The sequence below is a fragment of the Rhodococcoides kyotonense genome, from assembly GCF_001645385.1.
Classification (GTDB): Bacteria; Actinomycetota; Actinomycetes; order Mycobacteriales; family Mycobacteriaceae; genus Rhodococcoides; species Rhodococcoides kyotonensis_B.
The window spans coordinates 308,015-325,148 of the sequence record NZ_LVHI01000001.1 but is presented as its reverse complement, the minus strand read 5'-3'; the positions used below and the strand labels follow the sequence as shown (position 1 = coordinate 325,148).

At 64.5% G+C, this 17,134-nt stretch carries 15 protein-coding genes; 6 read left to right on the top strand and 9 right to left on the bottom strand.

Features of this window, described 5'->3' with window-relative positions:
• Both A3K89_RS01535 and uvrB read right to left on the bottom strand, forming a co-directional pair.
• The gene (locus A3K89_RS01535; RefSeq protein ID WP_068420847.1) at positions 1 to 852 is read right to left on the bottom strand and encodes an SCO6745 family protein; all 852 of its coding nucleotides are present in this window, start codon (positions 850 to 852) and stop codon (positions 1 to 3) included.
• A 28-nt stretch (positions 853 to 880) separates the two neighbouring features.
• The gene (gene uvrB / locus A3K89_RS01530) at positions 881 to 3,046 is read right to left on the bottom strand and encodes an excinuclease ABC subunit UvrB (RefSeq protein WP_068420845.1); all 2,166 of its coding nucleotides are present in this window, start codon (positions 3,044 to 3,046) and stop codon (positions 881 to 883) included.
• A gap of 63 nt (positions 3,047 to 3,109) precedes the next feature.
• Between uvrB and A3K89_RS01525 the strand changes: the two genes are divergently transcribed.
• Positions 3,110 to 3,646, top strand: a complete 537-nt coding sequence (locus A3K89_RS01525; protein ID WP_068420843.1) for a DUF402 domain-containing protein — start codon at positions 3,110 to 3,112, stop codon at positions 3,644 to 3,646.
• Between the two features lie 3 nt (positions 3,647 to 3,649).
• Here A3K89_RS01525 and coaE read toward each other — a convergent pair whose 3' ends face one another.
• Complete coding sequence (coaE, locus tag A3K89_RS01520; protein ID WP_068420982.1) at positions 3,650 to 4,867, bottom strand: dephospho-CoA kinase; 1,218 nt, start codon at positions 4,865 to 4,867, stop codon at positions 3,650 to 3,652.
• A gap of 130 nt (positions 4,868 to 4,997) precedes the next feature.
• On the opposite strand from coaE, the gene A3K89_RS01515 reads away from it, so the two are divergent.
• A complete protein-coding gene (locus tag A3K89_RS01515) occupies positions 4,998 to 5,204 on the top strand; it encodes a hypothetical protein (RefSeq protein ID WP_068420840.1) in 207 nt (68 codons plus the stop codon).
• Between the two features lie 220 nt (positions 5,205 to 5,424).
• Here the strand turns inward: A3K89_RS01515 and rpsA are convergent, their stop codons facing one another.
• Positions 5,425 to 6,897 (bottom strand): 30S ribosomal protein S1, encoded by a 1,473-nt coding sequence (rpsA, locus tag A3K89_RS01510; protein ID WP_068420838.1) that lies wholly within the window; start codon positions 6,895 to 6,897, stop codon positions 5,425 to 5,427.
• 338 nt (positions 6,898 to 7,235) lie between these two features.
• On the opposite strand from rpsA, the gene A3K89_RS01500 reads away from it, so the two are divergent.
• Entirely contained in the window at positions 7,236 to 8,081 is an 846-nt protein-coding gene (locus A3K89_RS01500; RefSeq protein WP_068420835.1) for a class I SAM-dependent methyltransferase, read from the top strand.
• Here A3K89_RS01500 and A3K89_RS01495 read toward each other — a convergent pair.
• From A3K89_RS01495 to A3K89_RS01480, 4 genes are all read right to left on the bottom strand, one after another.
• Positions 8,078 to 8,839 carry an amino acid ABC transporter ATP-binding protein gene (locus A3K89_RS01495; protein WP_068420833.1) on the bottom strand — a complete coding sequence of 254 codons (762 nt, stop codon included), beginning with the start codon at positions 8,837 to 8,839 and terminating at the stop codon, positions 8,078 to 8,080. The two genes, A3K89_RS01500 and A3K89_RS01495, sit on opposite strands and share 4 nt — an antisense overlap.
• A complete protein-coding gene (locus tag A3K89_RS01490; RefSeq protein WP_068420831.1) occupies positions 8,839 to 9,783 on the bottom strand; it encodes an amino acid ABC transporter permease in 945 nt (314 codons plus the stop codon). Before A3K89_RS01490 ends, A3K89_RS01495 begins: the two co-directional genes overlap by 1 nt.
• A gap of 40 nt (positions 9,784 to 9,823) precedes the next feature.
• Positions 9,824 to 10,672 (bottom strand): ABC transporter substrate-binding protein, encoded by an 849-nt coding sequence (locus tag A3K89_RS01485; RefSeq protein ID WP_068420981.1) that lies wholly within the window; start codon positions 10,670 to 10,672, stop codon positions 9,824 to 9,826.
• 231 nt (positions 10,673 to 10,903) lie between these two features.
• Positions 10,904 to 11,989 (bottom strand): isocitrate/isopropylmalate dehydrogenase family protein, encoded by a 1,086-nt coding sequence (locus A3K89_RS01480; protein WP_068420829.1) that lies wholly within the window; start codon positions 11,987 to 11,989, stop codon positions 10,904 to 10,906.
• Between the two features lie 19 nt (positions 11,990 to 12,008).
• Here A3K89_RS01480 and A3K89_RS01475 point away from each other — a divergent pair, with 19 nt between their 5' ends.
• The 3 genes from A3K89_RS01475 to trxA all read left to right on the top strand — a co-directional run bounded on the left by A3K89_RS01475 (position 12,009) and on the right by trxA (position 14,173).
• Entirely contained in the window at positions 12,009 to 12,539 is a 531-nt protein-coding gene (locus A3K89_RS01475; RefSeq protein ID WP_068420980.1) for a 2'-5' RNA ligase family protein, read from the top strand.
• Between the two features lie 187 nt (positions 12,540 to 12,726).
• Positions 12,727 to 13,734 carry a helix-turn-helix domain-containing protein gene (locus A3K89_RS01470; RefSeq protein WP_068420828.1) on the top strand — a complete coding sequence of 336 codons (1,008 nt, stop codon included), beginning with the start codon at positions 12,727 to 12,729 and terminating at the stop codon, positions 13,732 to 13,734.
• Between the two features lie 61 nt (positions 13,735 to 13,795).
• Entirely contained in the window at positions 13,796 to 14,173 is a 378-nt protein-coding gene (trxA, locus tag A3K89_RS01465; RefSeq protein ID WP_068420979.1) for a thioredoxin, read from the top strand.
• Positions 14,174 to 14,237: 64 nt separating this feature from the next.
• Here the strand turns inward: trxA and polA are convergent, their stop codons facing one another.
• Complete coding sequence (gene polA / locus A3K89_RS01460) at positions 14,238 to 16,979, bottom strand: DNA polymerase I (protein WP_068420827.1); 2,742 nt, start codon at positions 16,977 to 16,979, stop codon at positions 14,238 to 14,240.
• Positions 16,980 to 17,134: the final 155 nt, after the last annotated feature.

Sequence of the window (17,134 nt, the reverse complement as noted above, 5' to 3'; positions counted from 1 at the left end):
TCACTTGCCGAAGACGCCGGGCGGGAACACACCTTGCTCGACGACGGCATCACGCCACGGCGTCGCGAGTTCGACGAGCCTCGCCGCGCCGTCCTCACCCAATGCCGCCCACGGCGCGAGAGCCAGATCGTCGGTGATGTCCTCGACGACGGTACGCAGATCGTGGCCATGTTCGGTGAGGGTCCCGTTCGAATCCAGGATCTCTCGGTCCCGCAGTGCGTCGACGCCGTCGTTCCACTGTTCCTCGGACCAGCCACGACGTTTCCGAGCGAACTCCTTCTCGAAGCCCTTGCCCGTCGCCGTGTGCGAGATCAGCGCCTCGATTCCGTTCAGCCCCGCTGTCTGCAGGGCTGCGATGTGGCCGTCGCCGCGATACTCCCGCAGCAGCGTCAACGCGTGCCACAGTCGAAGGTGCGGAACCTCCGGCCACTCGAGCTCCGCGTACGCGGAGTACAGCGGCCGGCCGTCGTTGCCGGGGATCTGGCTCGCGGCGATGGATGCCAGTTCGGCCGCCTCTGCCATCTCGGCCGAACGCAGTACCTCAGCTCCCAACAGACGCTCGTACGCGGCGTCGAGAGTTCTGTACCGGATCTCGATGATCTTCTCCGGCGACAGCACCGACCAGGCGGCCGGGACCAACGGCTCGATCAGTTCCCGGTTGAAGCTGTAGAACGTCGCCGTGACGACGCCTGCACCGACCGGACCGAGGGGCGCCGCTCGGCCGGCGAAGTAGGGTGCCCGACCCTCCAAGCCCGCTTCGGTCAGCGCGTCCTGGGTTTCGGGGACGAAGTAGGTGAGCGAATGAAGAAGTTCGAGTGCGCGTGCACTCCGGCCTGCGTTCGATGCGTCCATTCCTGAACCGTATCGAACGCCGATGCCGCTACTTCAGTCCCGCCGCGTCCATTCCGCGCAGCTCCTTCTTGAGATCCTGGATCTCGTCGCGCAAGCGTCCCGCCAGTTCGAATTGCAGTTCACGAGCAGCGTTCATCATCTGGTCGGTGAGGTTCTTGACGAGCTCGGCGAGCTCGGCGCGCGGCATGGATTTCACGTCCTGACCCTCGTACACGCCGGAACTGACTGCTGCGCGGCCCTTCTCGCCCTGCGCGCGACGGCCACGGCTGGCGTTACGTCCCGAACCACCGATCTCGACGGACTCTGCCGTGTCGTCGGCCTCTTCGTAGACCTGGTCGAGGATGTCGGCGATCTTCTTGCGCAGCGGCTGCGGGTCGACGCCCTTCTCCTTGTTGTATGCGATCTGCTTCTCGCGTCGGCGCTCGGTTTCCTCGATGGCGTACTTCATCGAGTCGGTCATCTTGTCCGCGTACATGTGGACCTCGCCGGACACGTTACGAGCTGCACGACCGATGGTCTGAATCAAGCTCGTGCCGCTGCGGAGGAAGCCCTCCTTGTCGGCGTCCAGGATGGCGACGAGAGAGACCTCGGGTAGGTCGAGACCCTCACGCAGCAGGTTGATGCCGACGAGCACGTCGTACTCACCGAGACGTAGTTGGCGCAGCAGCTCGACGCGGCGCAACGTGTCGATGTCCGAATGCAGATACCGGACTCGAATGCCCAGTTCGAGCAGGTAGTCGGTGAGGTCCTCGGACATCTTCTTCGTCAGCGTGGTGACCAGAACGCGCTCGTCCTTCTCGGTACGTTCGCGGATCTCGTGCACGAGGTCGTCGATCTGCCCCTTGGTCGGCTTGACGACGACCTTCGGATCGACGAGACCGGTCGGGCGAATGACCTGTTCGACGAACTCACCGCCCGTCTGACCCAGCTCGTATTTGCCGGGCGTCGCGGACAGGTAGACGGTTTGTCCGATCCGCTGCGTGAACTCCTCCCACGTCAGCGGCCGGTTGTCGGTGGCCGACGGCAGGCGGAAGCCGAACTCCACCAGGTTGCGCTTGCGGGACATGTCCCCCTCGTACATCGCACCGATCTGCGGCACGGTGACGTGCGACTCGTCGATGACCAGGAGGAAGTCCTCGGGGAAGTAGTCGATGAGCGTGGCCGGAGCGCTGCCTGGGCCACGCCCGTCGATGTGACGCGAGTAGTTCTCGATGCCGGAGCAGAACCCGACCTGCTTGATCATCTCCAGGTCGTACTCGGTGCGCATGCGCAGGCGCTGCGCTTCGAGGAGTTTGCCCTTGCCCTCCAGTTCCGCGAGCCGTTCTTCGAGCTCTGCCTCGATGTTCTTGACGGCCTTCTCCATGCGCTCGGGACCCGCGACGTAGTGCGTCGCCGGGAAGATGCGCACGGAATCGACCTGGCGCACGATGTCACCGGTCAGAGGATGCAGGTAGTACAGCGCCTCGATCTCGTCGCCGAAGAACTCGATGCGAACCGCCAGCTCCTCGTACGACGGGATGATCTCGACGGTGTCACCTCGGACGCGGAACGACCCACGGGTGAACGACATGTCGTTGCGGGTGTACTGGACGTCGACCAGAAGCCGCAGCAGGGCATCGCGTGGAACCTCGACGTTCACTTCCAGATGGATCGAACGGTCGACGTACGACTGCGGCGTACCGAGACCGTAGATGCACGACACCGATGCGACCACGACGACGTCGCGTCGGGACAGCAGATGTGCCGTTGCCGAGTGGCGGAGGCGCTCGACGTCGTCGTTGATCGACGAGTCCTTCTCGATGTACGTATCGGTCTGCGCGATGTACGCCTCGGGTTGGTAGTAGTCGTAGTACGACACGAAGTACTCGACCGCGTTGTTGGGCAGCATGTCACGCAACTCGTTGGCCAACTGTGCTGCGAGGGTCTTGTTGGGTGCCATGACCAGCGTCGGACGTTGCATCCGCTCGATGAGCCACGCCGTCGTCGCGGACTTACCCGTGCCGGTGGCACCGAGCAGAACCACGTCTTTCTCGTCGGCCTTGAGGCGGCGTTCGAGATCGGCGATGGCGGTGGGCTGGTCGCCTGCCGGCTTGTGTTCGCTGACGACCTCGAACGCAGGACCCGTCCGCTCGATGTCGCCTACCGGACGGAACTCGGAGTGAGCCACCACGGGATGTTCGGATGCAAACGCCATGCTTCCAGGGTAGACGCGACCACCGACAGATTCCCCGCGCGAAGACAGGTACCTTGATCACCCATGGACGCCCCCGCCTCCGCGCCCCACTCCCACGTCCATTCTCCCAAGGTCGAGTACTTCGACGTTCCGGGCCTGACCAACACGGACCCCAAGGGTTTCGTACGCCCGGTCGACGAATACCGCGTCGAACCGTGGGGTCTGTACATGGCCCGACCGTCGGATCACGCGCAGTTCGACTATCTGCAGTCGTGGCTGCTCCCCGACCTCGGGCTGCGCGCGTCGATCTTCCACTACGTCGCGGGCCACCGGCGGGATCAGAACTACTACGTCGACGTCGGCGAGTTCGTGGCCGGGAACGTCTGGACGTCCACCGACCACTACCTCGATGTCGTCGTGCGTACCGGGCGAGGGTTCGATCTCCTCGACGTCGACGAGCTTCTGGACGCTCGTTGCGCCGGACTGCTCGACGGCGCAACGTCCGAGCGCGCGATGCACCGGGCAGTCACAGCGGTCGACGGGCTGGCCCGCTTCGACTACGACCTCGACGCGTGGCTCGCCTCACTGGGAATGCCGACGACCTGGCGACCGTACGACTGACGCTCAGGCCTTCCAACCGGTCTCCTCGGCCCACGTCCACGCGCGCGTGTAGGCGCCGTCGAACCACGGCGCCTTGACGCTCTCGTACTTGTCGACCGCGTCCGCCGGGTCGTCGACCTCGGCTGCGGCTGCCTGGGCCGTGCGCTTGACGGCACCGTATTCGGCGGCCGCGTCGGCGTCCGCGCGCAGCCAGTCGCGGAACACGAGGGCGAATTGCTGTGCGGGCCAACCGTCGACCCTGATGTGCACCGTGGCCGGTCGTCCCGGGTCCGCGCTACCGTGAATTCGCTTGCCCCACACGGCCGGATCGGCTTCTCCCCCGATGCCGTACCCGGGCTCGGGATCGTCGAACGTGATCGCCTCGATACGCGGAAAACCGATGCGCCGCAACGACTCCGCGAGCGAATCCGCGTCGTCCAGGGTGGCGACGGTGATCTGGATGTCGAGCACGTCGCGGGCGTCGAGACCTGGGACAGCGGTCGATCCGATGTGATCGATTCTCGCAGCGGCACTTCCACACACCAGCGCGAGTCGCGCCACGAGACGCTCGGCCTGCGCCCCCCATGTCGGATCGGCGTCGACGAGCACGGGCGGTGTGGCGACGGTGACGCCGTCGCGAATGTTCTTCTCGAACGGCACGAGTCGGTCGCTCCACAGCGCGCGAACATTCGCCTCGATCGCTCCCATCGCACCGCTGTTGTCGATCCAGATGTCGGCGGCGGCACGACGATCGTCGTCCGACGCCTGTGCCGCGATCCGAGCGCGCGCGTCGTCCTCGGGCATGTTTCGTTGGTGCACGAGCCGATGGACCCGCTCCTCCGCGTCGACGTAGACGACGGCGACGAGTTGGAACAACGCGCCCATCTTGCCTTCGACCAACAAGGGGATGTCCTGGACGACGATCGCATCCTGCGGCGCACCGTCGACGAGTTCCGCGGTGCGCGCACCCACGAGCGGATGGACGATCGAGTTCAGGGTCGCGCGCGTTTCGTCGGTGGCAAATGCCTTCGACGCCAAGGCCGGCCGGTCCAACGCGCCGTCGGGCAACAGGATGTCGTCGCCGAAGGCCTCGACCAGTTTCGCGAGTCCGGGAGTGCCGGGTTCGACGACTTCCCGCGCGATCACGTCGGCGTCGACGATCACTCCGCCCAACTCGGACAGAATCTTCGACACGGTGGACTTTCCAGCTCCGATGCCTCCGGTGAGGCCCAGTCTCAACATGGTGACCAGTCTGTCATCGAACACGCCGGAGCACACCGGCCCCAAATACACCAGGTTTACCGATCGGTCCGTTATCTTCGTCGTGCGAGATAAGTATTTGCCGACCCGCTGCTAGCGAAAAGGATGTTCGATGCGAAGCAATCAGATCCACCAGGGTCGGCACCGTCTCGGCATGGAGTCGGGAGTTCACGTCATTCTGATTCCCGAAGTTGCCTTGGCGTTGGCCGATCATCGGCGTAACTGGTTCACCACCCTGCTCAGTCCGGCACGCCACAGCTTCGCTTCGATGCGCAAGCGGACCGCCGTCGCTCAGTGGAGCCCCGCCGTCGCAGGTTGAGCCGACCGTCGAATACGACGATGGACCCGAATCCTCACGGATCGGGTCCATTTTTGTGTGTGCAACCGCGTGAATGCGCCATAGATACGACTGGACAACTTCAGCGGTCCATTCATGCGTCGCCGGCATCGGCATCGGCATCGGACAGACGAAAGCCCCGGCTCTCCGAAGAGAACCGGGGCTTCCCAGCGTCACACCCTTACCGGGCGAGCGTCTGTTATCAGGCGTTGCCCGACAGCTTCTCGCGCAGCGCAGCGAGCTGAGCGTCGCTGGCCAGCGATCCACCGGACGATGCCGGAGCGGATGCTGCAGCAGCATCGCCTTCGGAGTCCGACTGACCCGACTCGGAGGAGTAGTTGGTGTTGGCGGCTTCTGCAGCCTCGTCCTTCGCCGTCTTCTCCATCTGAGCGGTGTGCATCTTGTGGCGACGCTCCGCCTCGGCGTAGCGGCCTTCCCACTCTTCACGCTGCTTCTCGTAGCCTTCGAGCCATTCGTTGGTCTCGGAGTCGAAGCCCTCGGGGAAGATGTAGTTGCCCTGCTCGTCGTACGAGTCGGCCATGCCGTACTTGGACGGATCGAACTCTTCCGCGTAGTCCTCGTTGGCCTGCTTGAGGCTCAGCGAGATACGACGACGCTCGAGATCGATGTCGATGACCTTGACGAGTGCGTCGTCGCCGACACCCACGACCTGGTCCGGAACCTCCACGTGGCGCTCGGCCAGCTCGGAGATGTGCACGAGGCCCTCGATGCCCTCTTCGACGCGAACGAACGCACCGAACGGAACGAGCTTGGTGACCTTACCGGGAACGATCTGGCCGATCGCATGCGTGCGAGCGAACTGACGCCACGGATCTTCCTGAGTTGCCTTGAGCGACAGCGAAACACGCTCGCGGTCCAGGTCGACGTCGAGAACCTCGACGGTGACCTCGGTGCCGACCTCGACAACCTCGGAGGGGTGGTCGATGTGCTTCCAGGACAGCTCGGACACGTGAACGAGTCCGTCGACGCCGCCCAGGTCCACGAATGCACCGAAGTTGACGATGGAGGACACGAAGCCCTTGCGGACCTGTCCCTTCTGCAGCTGGTGCAGGAACTCGCTGCGCACCTCGGACTGCGTCTGCTCGAGCCATGCACGGCGCGACAGGACCACGTTGTTGCGGTTCTTGTCGAGCTCGATGATCTTGGCTTCGATCTCCTTGCCGACGTACGGCTGGAGGTCGCGAACGCGACGCATCTCGACGAGCGATGCGGGCAGGAAGCCACGCAGACCGATGTCGAGGATGAGGCCACCCTTGACGACCTCGATGACGGTGCCCTTGACGGCCTCGTCCTTCTCCTTGAGCTCTTCGATCGTGCCCCAGGCGCGCTCGTACTGCGCACGCTTCTTGGACAGGATCAGGCGGCCTTCCTTGTCCTCCTTGGTGAGAACGAGAGCTTCGACCTCATCGCCGACGGAGACGACCTCGTTGGGGTCGACGTCGTGCTTGATGGAGAGCTCACGGGAAGGGATGACGCCTTCGGTCTTGTAACCGATGTCGAGCAGAACCTCGTCACGATCGACCTTGACGATGGTGCCTTCGACGATGTCACCATCGTTGAAGTACTTGATCGTGGCGTCGATTGCGGCGAGAAAATCCTCTGCGGAGCCGATGTCGTTGACGGCTACCTGCGGCGAGGTTGTGGTTGAGGGCATGTGTTGAGTTGCTCCGGACGGGTTGGGTATCGGTTGATGGATGTTCGGTCGGACGGTGAAGCTGATGAAGAACGAGCAGAGCCGGTACCGAAGTACCGGACGACGGTGTACAACAACGAGCACACCGATTTCGTTCCGCCACACGACGAGCGAGCGTCACCCACGGAAGACAACCCGATGAGCGACAGACCCTTCGATCCCGCGCAGCACGAACACACTCGCGCTCCATAGGGTACGCGATCGCGTCACAGCTGGGCAAACCTGGCGGGGGCCGTCGCAAACCTGGCAGGGGCCGTCGCAAACCTGGCGGGGCCTTGGTTCGACTAACGTGACCATGCGTGACCGACAGTCTTCACTCCTCACCCACACCCCAGCCACCTGGTACACCGGGTCGCGCCCGGCTGTCGTCCGCCGCCAGCGATCGAGCCAGCCGTTCGTGGTGGGATTCCGACGCCGACGAGTATCACCGAACACACGGTGAATTCTTGGGGGTGAGCACCGAACGCGGGGAATTCGTGTGGTGCCCCGAAGGCCTGCACGAAGGCGACGCACACCTGCTGGGCGACGTGGCCGACAAGGACGTTCTCGAAGTGGGCTGCGGGTCGGCACCGTGCTCGCGATGGCTCGGCAGCCAGGGAGCTCGCGCAGTGGGACTGGACATCTCGGGCGGCATGCTCCGTAAGGGCTTGGAGTCGATGGCAGTCGGCGGTGACCGTGTTCCGCTGATCCAGGCAAGTGCCGAATCCCTGCCGTTCGCCGACGAGAGTTTCGACATTGTCTGTTCCGCGTTCGGGGCGGTTCCCTTCGTCGCCGACTCCGCGAACGTGATGGTCGAAATCGCCCGCGTCCTACGGCCCGGCGGGAGCTGGGTGTTCGCCGTCAACCACCCGATGCGGTGGATCTTTCCCGACGACCCGGGACCCGCGGGGCTGACCGCGACGATTCCGTACTTCGATCGCACGCCCTACGTCGAATTCGACGACGAGGGGACGCCCACGTACGTCGAACACCATCGGACGATCGGCGATCGGGTACGCGAGATAGTCGCCGCAGGCATGGAACTGCGGGACATCGTCGAACCGGACTGGCCGGAGTGGCTGGACCGCGAGTGGGGTCAGTGGAGTCCACTACGCGGCCAGCTCTTCCCCGGCACGGCGATCTTCAGCTGCGTGAAGCCTCGCTAGAGCAATTTCGACAGGAACGCTTTGGTGCGCTCGTGCTGCGGATTCGCCAGCAGCGACCGCGGCTCCCCCGATTCGACGACGACACCCTGATCCATGAAGACCAGCTGATCGGCAACCTCGCGAGCGAATCCCATCTCGTGGGTGACGACGACCATCGTCATGCCGTCCTTGGCGAGCTCGCGCATCACTCCGAGGACCTCACCGACGAGCTCCGGATCGAGCGCGGACGTCGGCTCGTCGAACAACATGAGCTTCGGATCCATGGCAAGTGCTCGCGCGATCGCGACACGCTGCTGCTGGCCACCAGACAGCTGCGCCGGATAGGCCGTCGCCTTGTCGGCGAGACCGACACGGTCGAGCAACTCCTTCGCCCGTGTGACGGCGTCGGACTTCTTCATCTTCTTCACCTGGGTCGGCGCCTCGATGACGTTCTCGAGAGCCGTTCGGTGCGGGAAGAGATTGAAGTGTTGGAACACCATCCCGATGTCGCGACGCTGTTTCGCAGCTTGCTTGGGGTGCAGCTCGTAGAGCTTGCCGCCCTTCTCCTGATAGCCGACCAGCTCGCCGTCGACGTACAGCCGACCGGCGTTGACCTGCTCGAGGTGGTTGATGCAGCGAAGGAACGTCGACTTGCCGGAGCCCGACGGTCCGACGAGGCAGAGCACCTGGCCGCGGTCGATCTCGAGCGAGATGCCCTTGAGTACCTTCAGCGCCCCGAAATTCTTGTGGACGCGGTCGGCCTTGATCATCGGAGACATCAGATGCCCTTGTTGTCGTGGGTACGTGCGTCCACGGCCTGCGCGTCGGCGAGGGCCCGAAGCTGACGACCGGTCAGCTGTCGTGACGCACCCTTGGAGTAGTACCGCTCCAGATAGAACTGCCCGACCATGAGAATGCTCGTGATCACGAGGTACCAGGTGGCAGCGACCAACAGCAGCGGAATGGGCTCGAAGTTCGCCCCGGAGATGTCCCTGGCACGGCCGTAGACCTCTCCGGTGAACGGCACCGCGACGACGAGGGACGTCGTCTTCAGCATGCTGATGACTTCGTTGCCGGTCGGCGGAATGATGACGCGCATCGCCTGCGGCAACACCGTACGACGCATCGTCTGCGGCCACGACATACCCAGCGCGACGGAGGCCTCCATCTGCCCTTCGCCGACGGAGTTGATACCGGCCCGAACGATCTCGGCCATGTACGCGGCTTCGTTCAGGGCCAACCCGATGACCGCGAACCAGAACGCGTTGTAGATGGCCTGCAGATCGAACTCGGCGAACTGGACGGTGAACGGAATGCCCAGTGCCACGTTCTTGTAGATCGACGGAATCAATCCCCAGAACACGAGCTGCACGTACACCGGCGTGCCACGAAAGATCCACAAGTAGATCCAGGCGGCGCTGCGCAGCACGGGGTTCGGCGACAACCGCATGACCGCGAGCAGCACGCCGAGAAGAATGGCGGCGATCATCGAGTACACGGTCAATTGCAGCGTGTTCCACACGCCCTCGCCGATTCGGCTGTCGAACAGATAACGCCCGTACGTCCCCCAGCCGTACGCCGGGTTGGTCGCGGCGCCGTAGGCGAACAGCCCGAACAGCACGACGACCACCACCGCGGCGATCCAGCGTCCGGGATGCCGCAGCGGGATCGCTTTGATGGGCTCGGGCTCGGTGCCCGTGCTCAACGAGGCGGAGTCGGACACACCGAACCCTTCCGTCGGACGACGTCGTCTGACACCGACATCAGCTCACTGCGCCGTTGATCTGCGACTGCTCGATCACGCCTGCCTCGACGCCCCAGTTCTCGGCGATGGTCTGGTACTGACCGTTGTCGATCAGGTGTTGGACCGCCTGCTGCAGCGTCGCGGCGAGGGGCGAACCCTTGGCGACCGGGTAGCCGTACGGCGCGGAATCGAACACCTCACCGGCAGGTTCGAGCTTGTCGCCGGTCTGCTTGATGGCGTACGCCGTCACGGGCGAGTCCGCCGACATCGCGTCGACTCGTCCGAGAACCAGCGCCTGCGCTGCATCGTCCTGGCTGTCGAACTTGACGATCTCGATCGCAGGCTTGCCTGCCGCGACACATGCTTCGCTCTTCGCGGGAACTTCTTCCTGATCCTGGATGGTCGTGGTCTGCACGGCGACCTTCAGACCACACGCGTTCGCCGGATCCACGCTGCCGCCGGACTGCTGCGCCCACTGCGTGCCCGCGTTGAAGTAGGTCGCGAAGTCGACCGTCGCCTCGCGCTCCTTGGTGTCGGTGAACGACGACATTCCGACGTCGTAGGTTCCGGCCTGGATCGACGGGATGATGCGGTCGAAGTCCGCTTCCTCGTACTGCGCCGTCACGCCGAGGACGCCGGCGACGGCATTCATCAGGTCGACGTCGAAGCCGATGATCTTGCCCGACGCATCTTTGAATTCGTTGGGCGAGTACGGCACGTTGACGCCCACGACCAACGTGCCCGAGTCGACGTTCTTCTGCGGGAGCGTCGCCGCGATGTCGTCGACCTTGTCGACCTCGACGGCAGTGGTCTCCTCCGCGGCGGGGGCACCCCCGTCCTCGGTGTTCTGGGCACATGCGGTGAGCATCAGCGCGCCTGCGCCGGACAGTGCGATCAGAAGCCGAGCCGGCTTCGAGAAAGATCGTGTAACCACGAGAGGTCCTCCAAGAGTCGAAACGACACCACCATCTCTCGGTGCTGCCAGACGTTGAACGTACGCGACCGAATGCCACGTTGCCGCACCGGTAACCGAACAGTAATGCCGCGTGTCCAGTCGAAGACGGAATTTCCCCGTACGCGAGTTCGAAACCGTGACGGCTCAGGTCCTGAGTGTTCTCGCAACGACGGTTTCGGTGAATTCGCTGGTCGATGCGCGTCCGCCGAGGTCCGCGGTCGCGACTCCCGACTCGAGTGCACCGGTGACGGCGTGCCGAATCCGCAGTGCGGCACGCGCGCACTTCTGGCCGTGCCCGTGGACGGCGAGCCAGTCGAGCATCATCGCGGCCGACAGGAACAGCGCGGTGGGGTTGGCACGGTTCTTGCCCGCTATGTCGGGCGCAGATCCGTGGGCTGCCTGGGCCATCGCCTTCGCCTCGGAGGTGTTCAACGACGGCGCCATGCCCAGCGACCCGGACAGCTCCCCGGCCAGATCGGACAGAATGTCGCCGAACATGTTCTCCGCGACGATCACGTCGAAATCCTGACCGCGTCGGACGAGATGGGCAGTCAGCGCGTCGACGTGTTCCTGATCGACGGTGACGTCGGGAAACTCCTGCGCGACGGACGTGCACACGTCGCGGAACAGACCTGTCGTCAGCGACAGCACGTTGGTCTTGTGCACGATGGTGACGTTCTTCCGTCGAGAGCGGGCGAGCGTGAACGCCTCCCGCGCGATGCGCTCGCACGCGGTTCGGGTGAAGACACCGACCGCGAGTGCGACATCCGGGGTCGGCATGAACTCGCCTCCGCCGACGTGCATGTTCCGGTCCGCGTAGAACCCCTCGGTGTTCTCACGGACCACGACGAGATCCATGTTCGGCGAGACCGCCCGTACACCGGGGTGGGCCACCGCAGGCCGAATGTTCGCGAACAGGTCGAACGTCTTTCGAACGACACCGCCAGGTGTGAGCTGCGACCGGAACGGCTCCGGGTACGACGCGCTGTCGTGTGGGCCCAGGATCCAGGCGGGCAGCGTCGCCAGCTCGTCGAGCGTCGACTGCGGGACGGGCGAGCCGTGTGCGTCGATGGCGTCGCGACCGAGGGCGAGTTCGACCCACTCGATCGAGAGATGCTCGGCCTGGGCCGCGGCGTCGACGACGCGCACCGTCGCCGGCACGATTTCGTGCCCGATCCCGTCGCCGACCATCGACCCGATTCGAACCGTGTGTACCTGGCTGTCAGTCATGTCAGTCATCATGGCTGACATGGTGCAGTCGGTAGAACTCCTCCTCGACGACGAGCTCGACGACGCGGTCCGGCGCGAGTGGCAACTGCTGTTCGACGCCGGTCTGCCCAGTCAGGCGCGGCACCGAGGCGCGTCGAATCGTCCGCACGTCACCCTCGCGGTCGCCGACGACTTCACGGACCTGGATGCGCGAATCGGGACCCTGCCCGTTCCACTGTTTCCGATCCGGCTCGGGCCTCTGGTCGTGTTCCGCGGGCGGCACGCAACGCTCGCCCGTCTGGTGATCCCGTCCGCCGAACTGCTCGACGCGCACACCGCCGTCGCGTCGCTGGTCGGCACCGCGCGAGGCGTCAGGCCCCACACCGCGCCTGGACACTGGACGCCCCACGTCACGCTTGCTCGCCGAATGACCGACGACGAGCTGGGGTCGGCCATCGAACTACTGCATTCGGAACCGGGCATTCTCGTCGGCGAGACCTCAGCGCTTCGGCGGTGGGACGGCGACGGCAAGGTCGAATGGCTCGTCGGCCACGCGGCTCAAAACCCGTAGTCGCCGAACTGACTCTTCTGCCTGTGCGTATCGGGCGCGAATCCGCCGACCACGGCCAGGTGCATGACGGCCAGAACTGCCAAAATCAACAATGCGAGTGTCATGTCCTCGAGTCTGCTACCAGCAGCTTTCTCACAACAGCGGCAGATACGACACAGTTGCGCGTTTTCCTGCCATACTGACGGGCATGCTGAAACGAGTCGTCGTTCCACTCATGCCGTTGATCGAACAATTCGAGTTGGGCGTCGCGTGCGAGGTCTTCGGGTTCGATCGATCCGACGAAGGCCTGCCGACATACGACTTCTCGTTGATCGCCGGAGTCGATCGACCGATCAGGTCGCGCTTCGGCTACACCATCGACGTTCCCTACGACCTGTCACAGCTCGACGACGCCGACCTCATCATCATCCCCGCGGGTGGCACCCACCTCTCGGACGACGGGTGTTCGATGTGCTCGAGCGACTTCGACGAATCCGTCGAGCCGTTGCTCGTGAAGCTGCGCGCCGCGGTCGCACGGGGAGCCAAGGTCGCAAGCCTGTGCAACGGCGCGTTCGTGCTCGGCAAAGCCGGTTTGCTCGACGGTCGACGATGCACGACGCACTGGCGGCATTCCGCACGGCTCGCAGCGGACTATCCGCTCGCCGAAGTGGACCCCGACGTTCTGTACGTCGACGACGGGAACGTCCTGACCAGCGCCGGTACTGCGGCCGGGATCGATCTGTGCCTGCACATCGTGCGCAAGGAACAAGGAAGCGTCGTCGCGAACGGTATCGCCCGACGCATGGTCGTCCCGCCGCATCGGGACGGTGGGCAAGCGCAGTTCGTCACCTCTCCCCTGCCGACCGTCGAGGTCGAGACACTCGCCCCGCTGCTCGACTGGATGACCGAGAACCTCGACACCGAACTGTCCGTGCAGAAGCTGTCGGCGCGCGTGAACATGTCCACCCGAACCTTCGCACGACGCTTCCAAGCCGAGACCGGTACGACGCCTGCGCGGTGGCTCAACGACCAACGCGTACTCGCGGCACAGCAGCTTCTGGAGAACTCCGATCTGTCGATGGACGTCATCGCCGAACGCGTCGGGTTCGGCAACGCCGCCGTCCTTCGTCAGCACTTCGTTCGCCTGCGCTGCACGACCCCCAACGCCTACCGCCGGACCTTTCGGACAGCTCCGCTCGTCGGTGCCGCGGAATGATTTCGGTACCGTCGCGCGTTGAAGGCGGCAGAAGGTCATGGATACCGACGAAAGGGCAGGCGTGGCAACACAGACTTTGACTCAGCAGAACTTCGACGACATCGTCGGAGGTAACGACGTGGTCCTCGTCGACTTCTGGGCGTCCTGGTGTGGACCGTGCCGTCAGTTCGCTCCGACGTTCGAGAAGTCCTCCGAAGCGCACCCCGACGTGGTGCACGCGAAGGTGGACACCGAGGCCGAGCAGGGCCTGGCTGCGGCGGCGAACATCCAGTCGATTCCGACCATCATGGCTTTCCGCGAGGGTGTGCTCGTGTTCGCGCAGCCTGGTGCGCTGCCGGCATCCGCGCTGGAGGACCTGGTCGGTCAGGTCAAGGCTCTCGACATGGACGAGGTGCGTAAGCAGATCGCCGAGCAGAACGCTGGAGCCGACACCCAGTAGGCAGGACTGAACGACAAGAGGCCCGGTCGCACTCGCGACCGGGCCTCTTGCTATTGGGGAACTCCTAATGCGCGGCCTTGTCCCAGCTGGCGCCGGTGCCGACCGACACCTCGAGCGGGACCGACAGATCGATGGCCGACGACATCTTGTCGCGCACCAGCGCCTCGACCTCTTCGCGTTCGGACTCGACGACCTCGAGGACGAGTTCGTCGTGGACCTGCAGCAGCATGCGCGAACGCAGCCCGGCTTCCGCCAACGCCGTGTGCGTGTCGATCATGGCGACCTTGATGATGTCGGCGGCAGTGCCCTGAATGGGGGCGTTCAGCGCAGCACGCTCGGCGACCTCGCGGCGCTGCCTGTTGTCGCTGGTCAGATCCGGAAGGTAGCGACGCCGACCGTACAACGTCGATGTGTATCCGACCTTCCGCGACTCCTCGACGACGTTGCGCAGGTAGTCACGCACACCACCGAAGCGCGAGAAGTAGGCCTCCATCTGCTCCTTGGCCTCGTCGGTGGAGATCTTGAGCTGCGCGGCAAGACCGAACGCGCTCAACCCGTAGGCAAGGCCGTACGACATCGCCTTGACGCGGCGACGGAGTTCCGATGTGACGTCCTCGATCGGTACACCGAATGCGCGCGCACCGACGAAGCTGTGCAGATCCTCGCCGGTGTTGAACGCCTCGATCAGCCCCTCGTCGCCGGACAGGTGAGCCATGATGCGCATCTCGATCTGGCTGTAGTCGGCGGTGAGCAGCGTGTCGTAGCCGTCGCCGACGACGAAGCCGTCTCGAATGTGTCGTCCCGCGTCGTTACGAACCGGGATGTTCTGCAGATTCGGCTCGGTCGAGGACAACCGCCCGGTCGCCGCGACGGTCTGGTTGAAGGTGGTGTGGATGCGGCCGTCGTCGGCCACGGATTTGAGTAGACCGTCGACGGTGACCTTCATCCGAGTCGCGTCTCGATGGTCGAGCAGGAACTTCAGGAACGGGTGCTCGGTCTTCTCGAACAGACCCTGCAAGGCGTCGGCGTCGGTGGTGTAACCGGTCTTGGTCTTCTTCGTCTTCGGCATGTCGAGCTCCTCGAACAGCACGACCTGCAGCTGCTTCGGCGACCCCAGGTTGATCTGCTTGCCGATGACCTCGTACGCCGAGTTGGCGGCGTCGGCGACCTGAGACGCGAACTGGCTCTGCAGCTCACCGAGATGATTGTTGTCGACGGCGATACCGGTTGCTTCGAGGTCGGCAAGCACCGACAGCAGAGGCAATTCCATGTCGGTCAACAACGCGCTCGACTCGATGCTCGCCAGCTCGTCGTCGAGCGTCGCGGCGAGATCGAGGACTGCCTGAGCACGCAGAATCTCGCCCTCGGCCACGGCGGCGGCCGCGACGTCCTCGGTGTCGAGCAGCGACATCTGGCCCTCGACGGAATCCTCGGCGCGCAGTTCGCGCTTGAGGTACCGCAGGCAGAGGTCGTCGAGGTTGAAGCTGCGCTGACCTGGACGCACCAGGTACGCCGCGAGCGCGGTGTCGCTCGTGAGCCCGCCGAGCGTCCACCCGCGGCCGCGCAGCGCATGGATGGCCCACTTCGCCTCGTGCAGCGCCTTGGGCTGACCGTCGTCGGCGAGCCAGGCAGCCAACGCCTTCTCGTCCGACTCGTCGAGCGAAGCGGTGTCCACGAATCCGCCTTCACCATCGGACGCAGCAATGGCGATGGACAACGCGTCGCTGTCGAACGGACGACGTGGACCGACCACCGAGAGCCCGTGACGCTGCCCGGACGACGCATGCGTTGTCAGCCACTCGGCGAGCTCGCCCGGGGCGATCGCGCCGCCGCGGACGTCGAACCCTTCCTCCGCTTCGGGTTCTGCCGACGCCAACGTGTCGAACAGGCGGTCGCGCAGCACGCGAAACTCGAGATCGTCGAACAAGCCGTGAATCTTTTCGCGATCCCACGGCGCGAGCTCCAACTGATCGGGCGTGTACGGCAGTGGGACGTCGCGCACCATCTCGGTTAGCTCCCGGTTGAGCACCACACTCGACAAGTTGGCACGCAGCGCATCGCCGACCTTGCCCTTGACCTTGTCGACGTTGGTGACCAATTCTTCGAGAGACCCGTACTGGACGATCCACTTGGTCGCGGTCTTCTCGCCGACGCCAGGAATGCCGGGGAGGTTGTCGCTCGGGTCGCCGCGCAGCGCCGCGAAATCCGGGTACTGCGACGGCGTCAGCCCGTACTTCTCGGTGACGGCAGCGGGCGTGAACCGCGTGAGATCCGAGACGCCCTTGCGCGGGTACAGCACCGTCACGTTGTCGGTCACCAACTGCAGCGAGTCGCGGTCGCCGGTGACGACGAGCACCTTGTATCCGAGCGCCTCGGCCTGCGTCGTCAGCGTGGCGATGATGTCGTCGGCCTCGAAGCCCGCCTCCGCCATGACCGGAATGCCCATCGCACCCAGGACGTCCTTGGTGATGTCGACCTGGCCGGCGAACTCGTCGGGCGTCTTGCTGCGGTTTGCCTTGTAGTCCGGGAACCGCTCGGCACGAAAGGTCTGTCGCGACACGTCGAACGCCGCCGCGATGTGCGTCGGCTTCTCGTCGCGCAACAGGTTGATCAGCATCGACGTGAACCCGTAGACGGCGTTGGTGGACTGCCCACTGGTGGTCTTGAAGTTCTCCACCGGCAGCGCGAAGAACGCCCGAAAGGCGATGGAGTGCCCGTCGATGAGCAGCAACGTCGGCTGCTCGCCATCTGCGGACGTACCGGTCGAGGATGCGGAGGATGCACGTGCGTCGGTTACGGGGCTCACGGTTACTCAGTCTAGGTACGGGCACCGACAGGACGTAAACGGATCTCGAGGCACGCCTCCGACGTGCGGCCAAGTAGTTCGAAACGCAAAAGATACAAGCCGGAAATTCAACTCGCCGGTTTCGGGCGGTCCGGACGGTTAGAGTCCGAGAATTG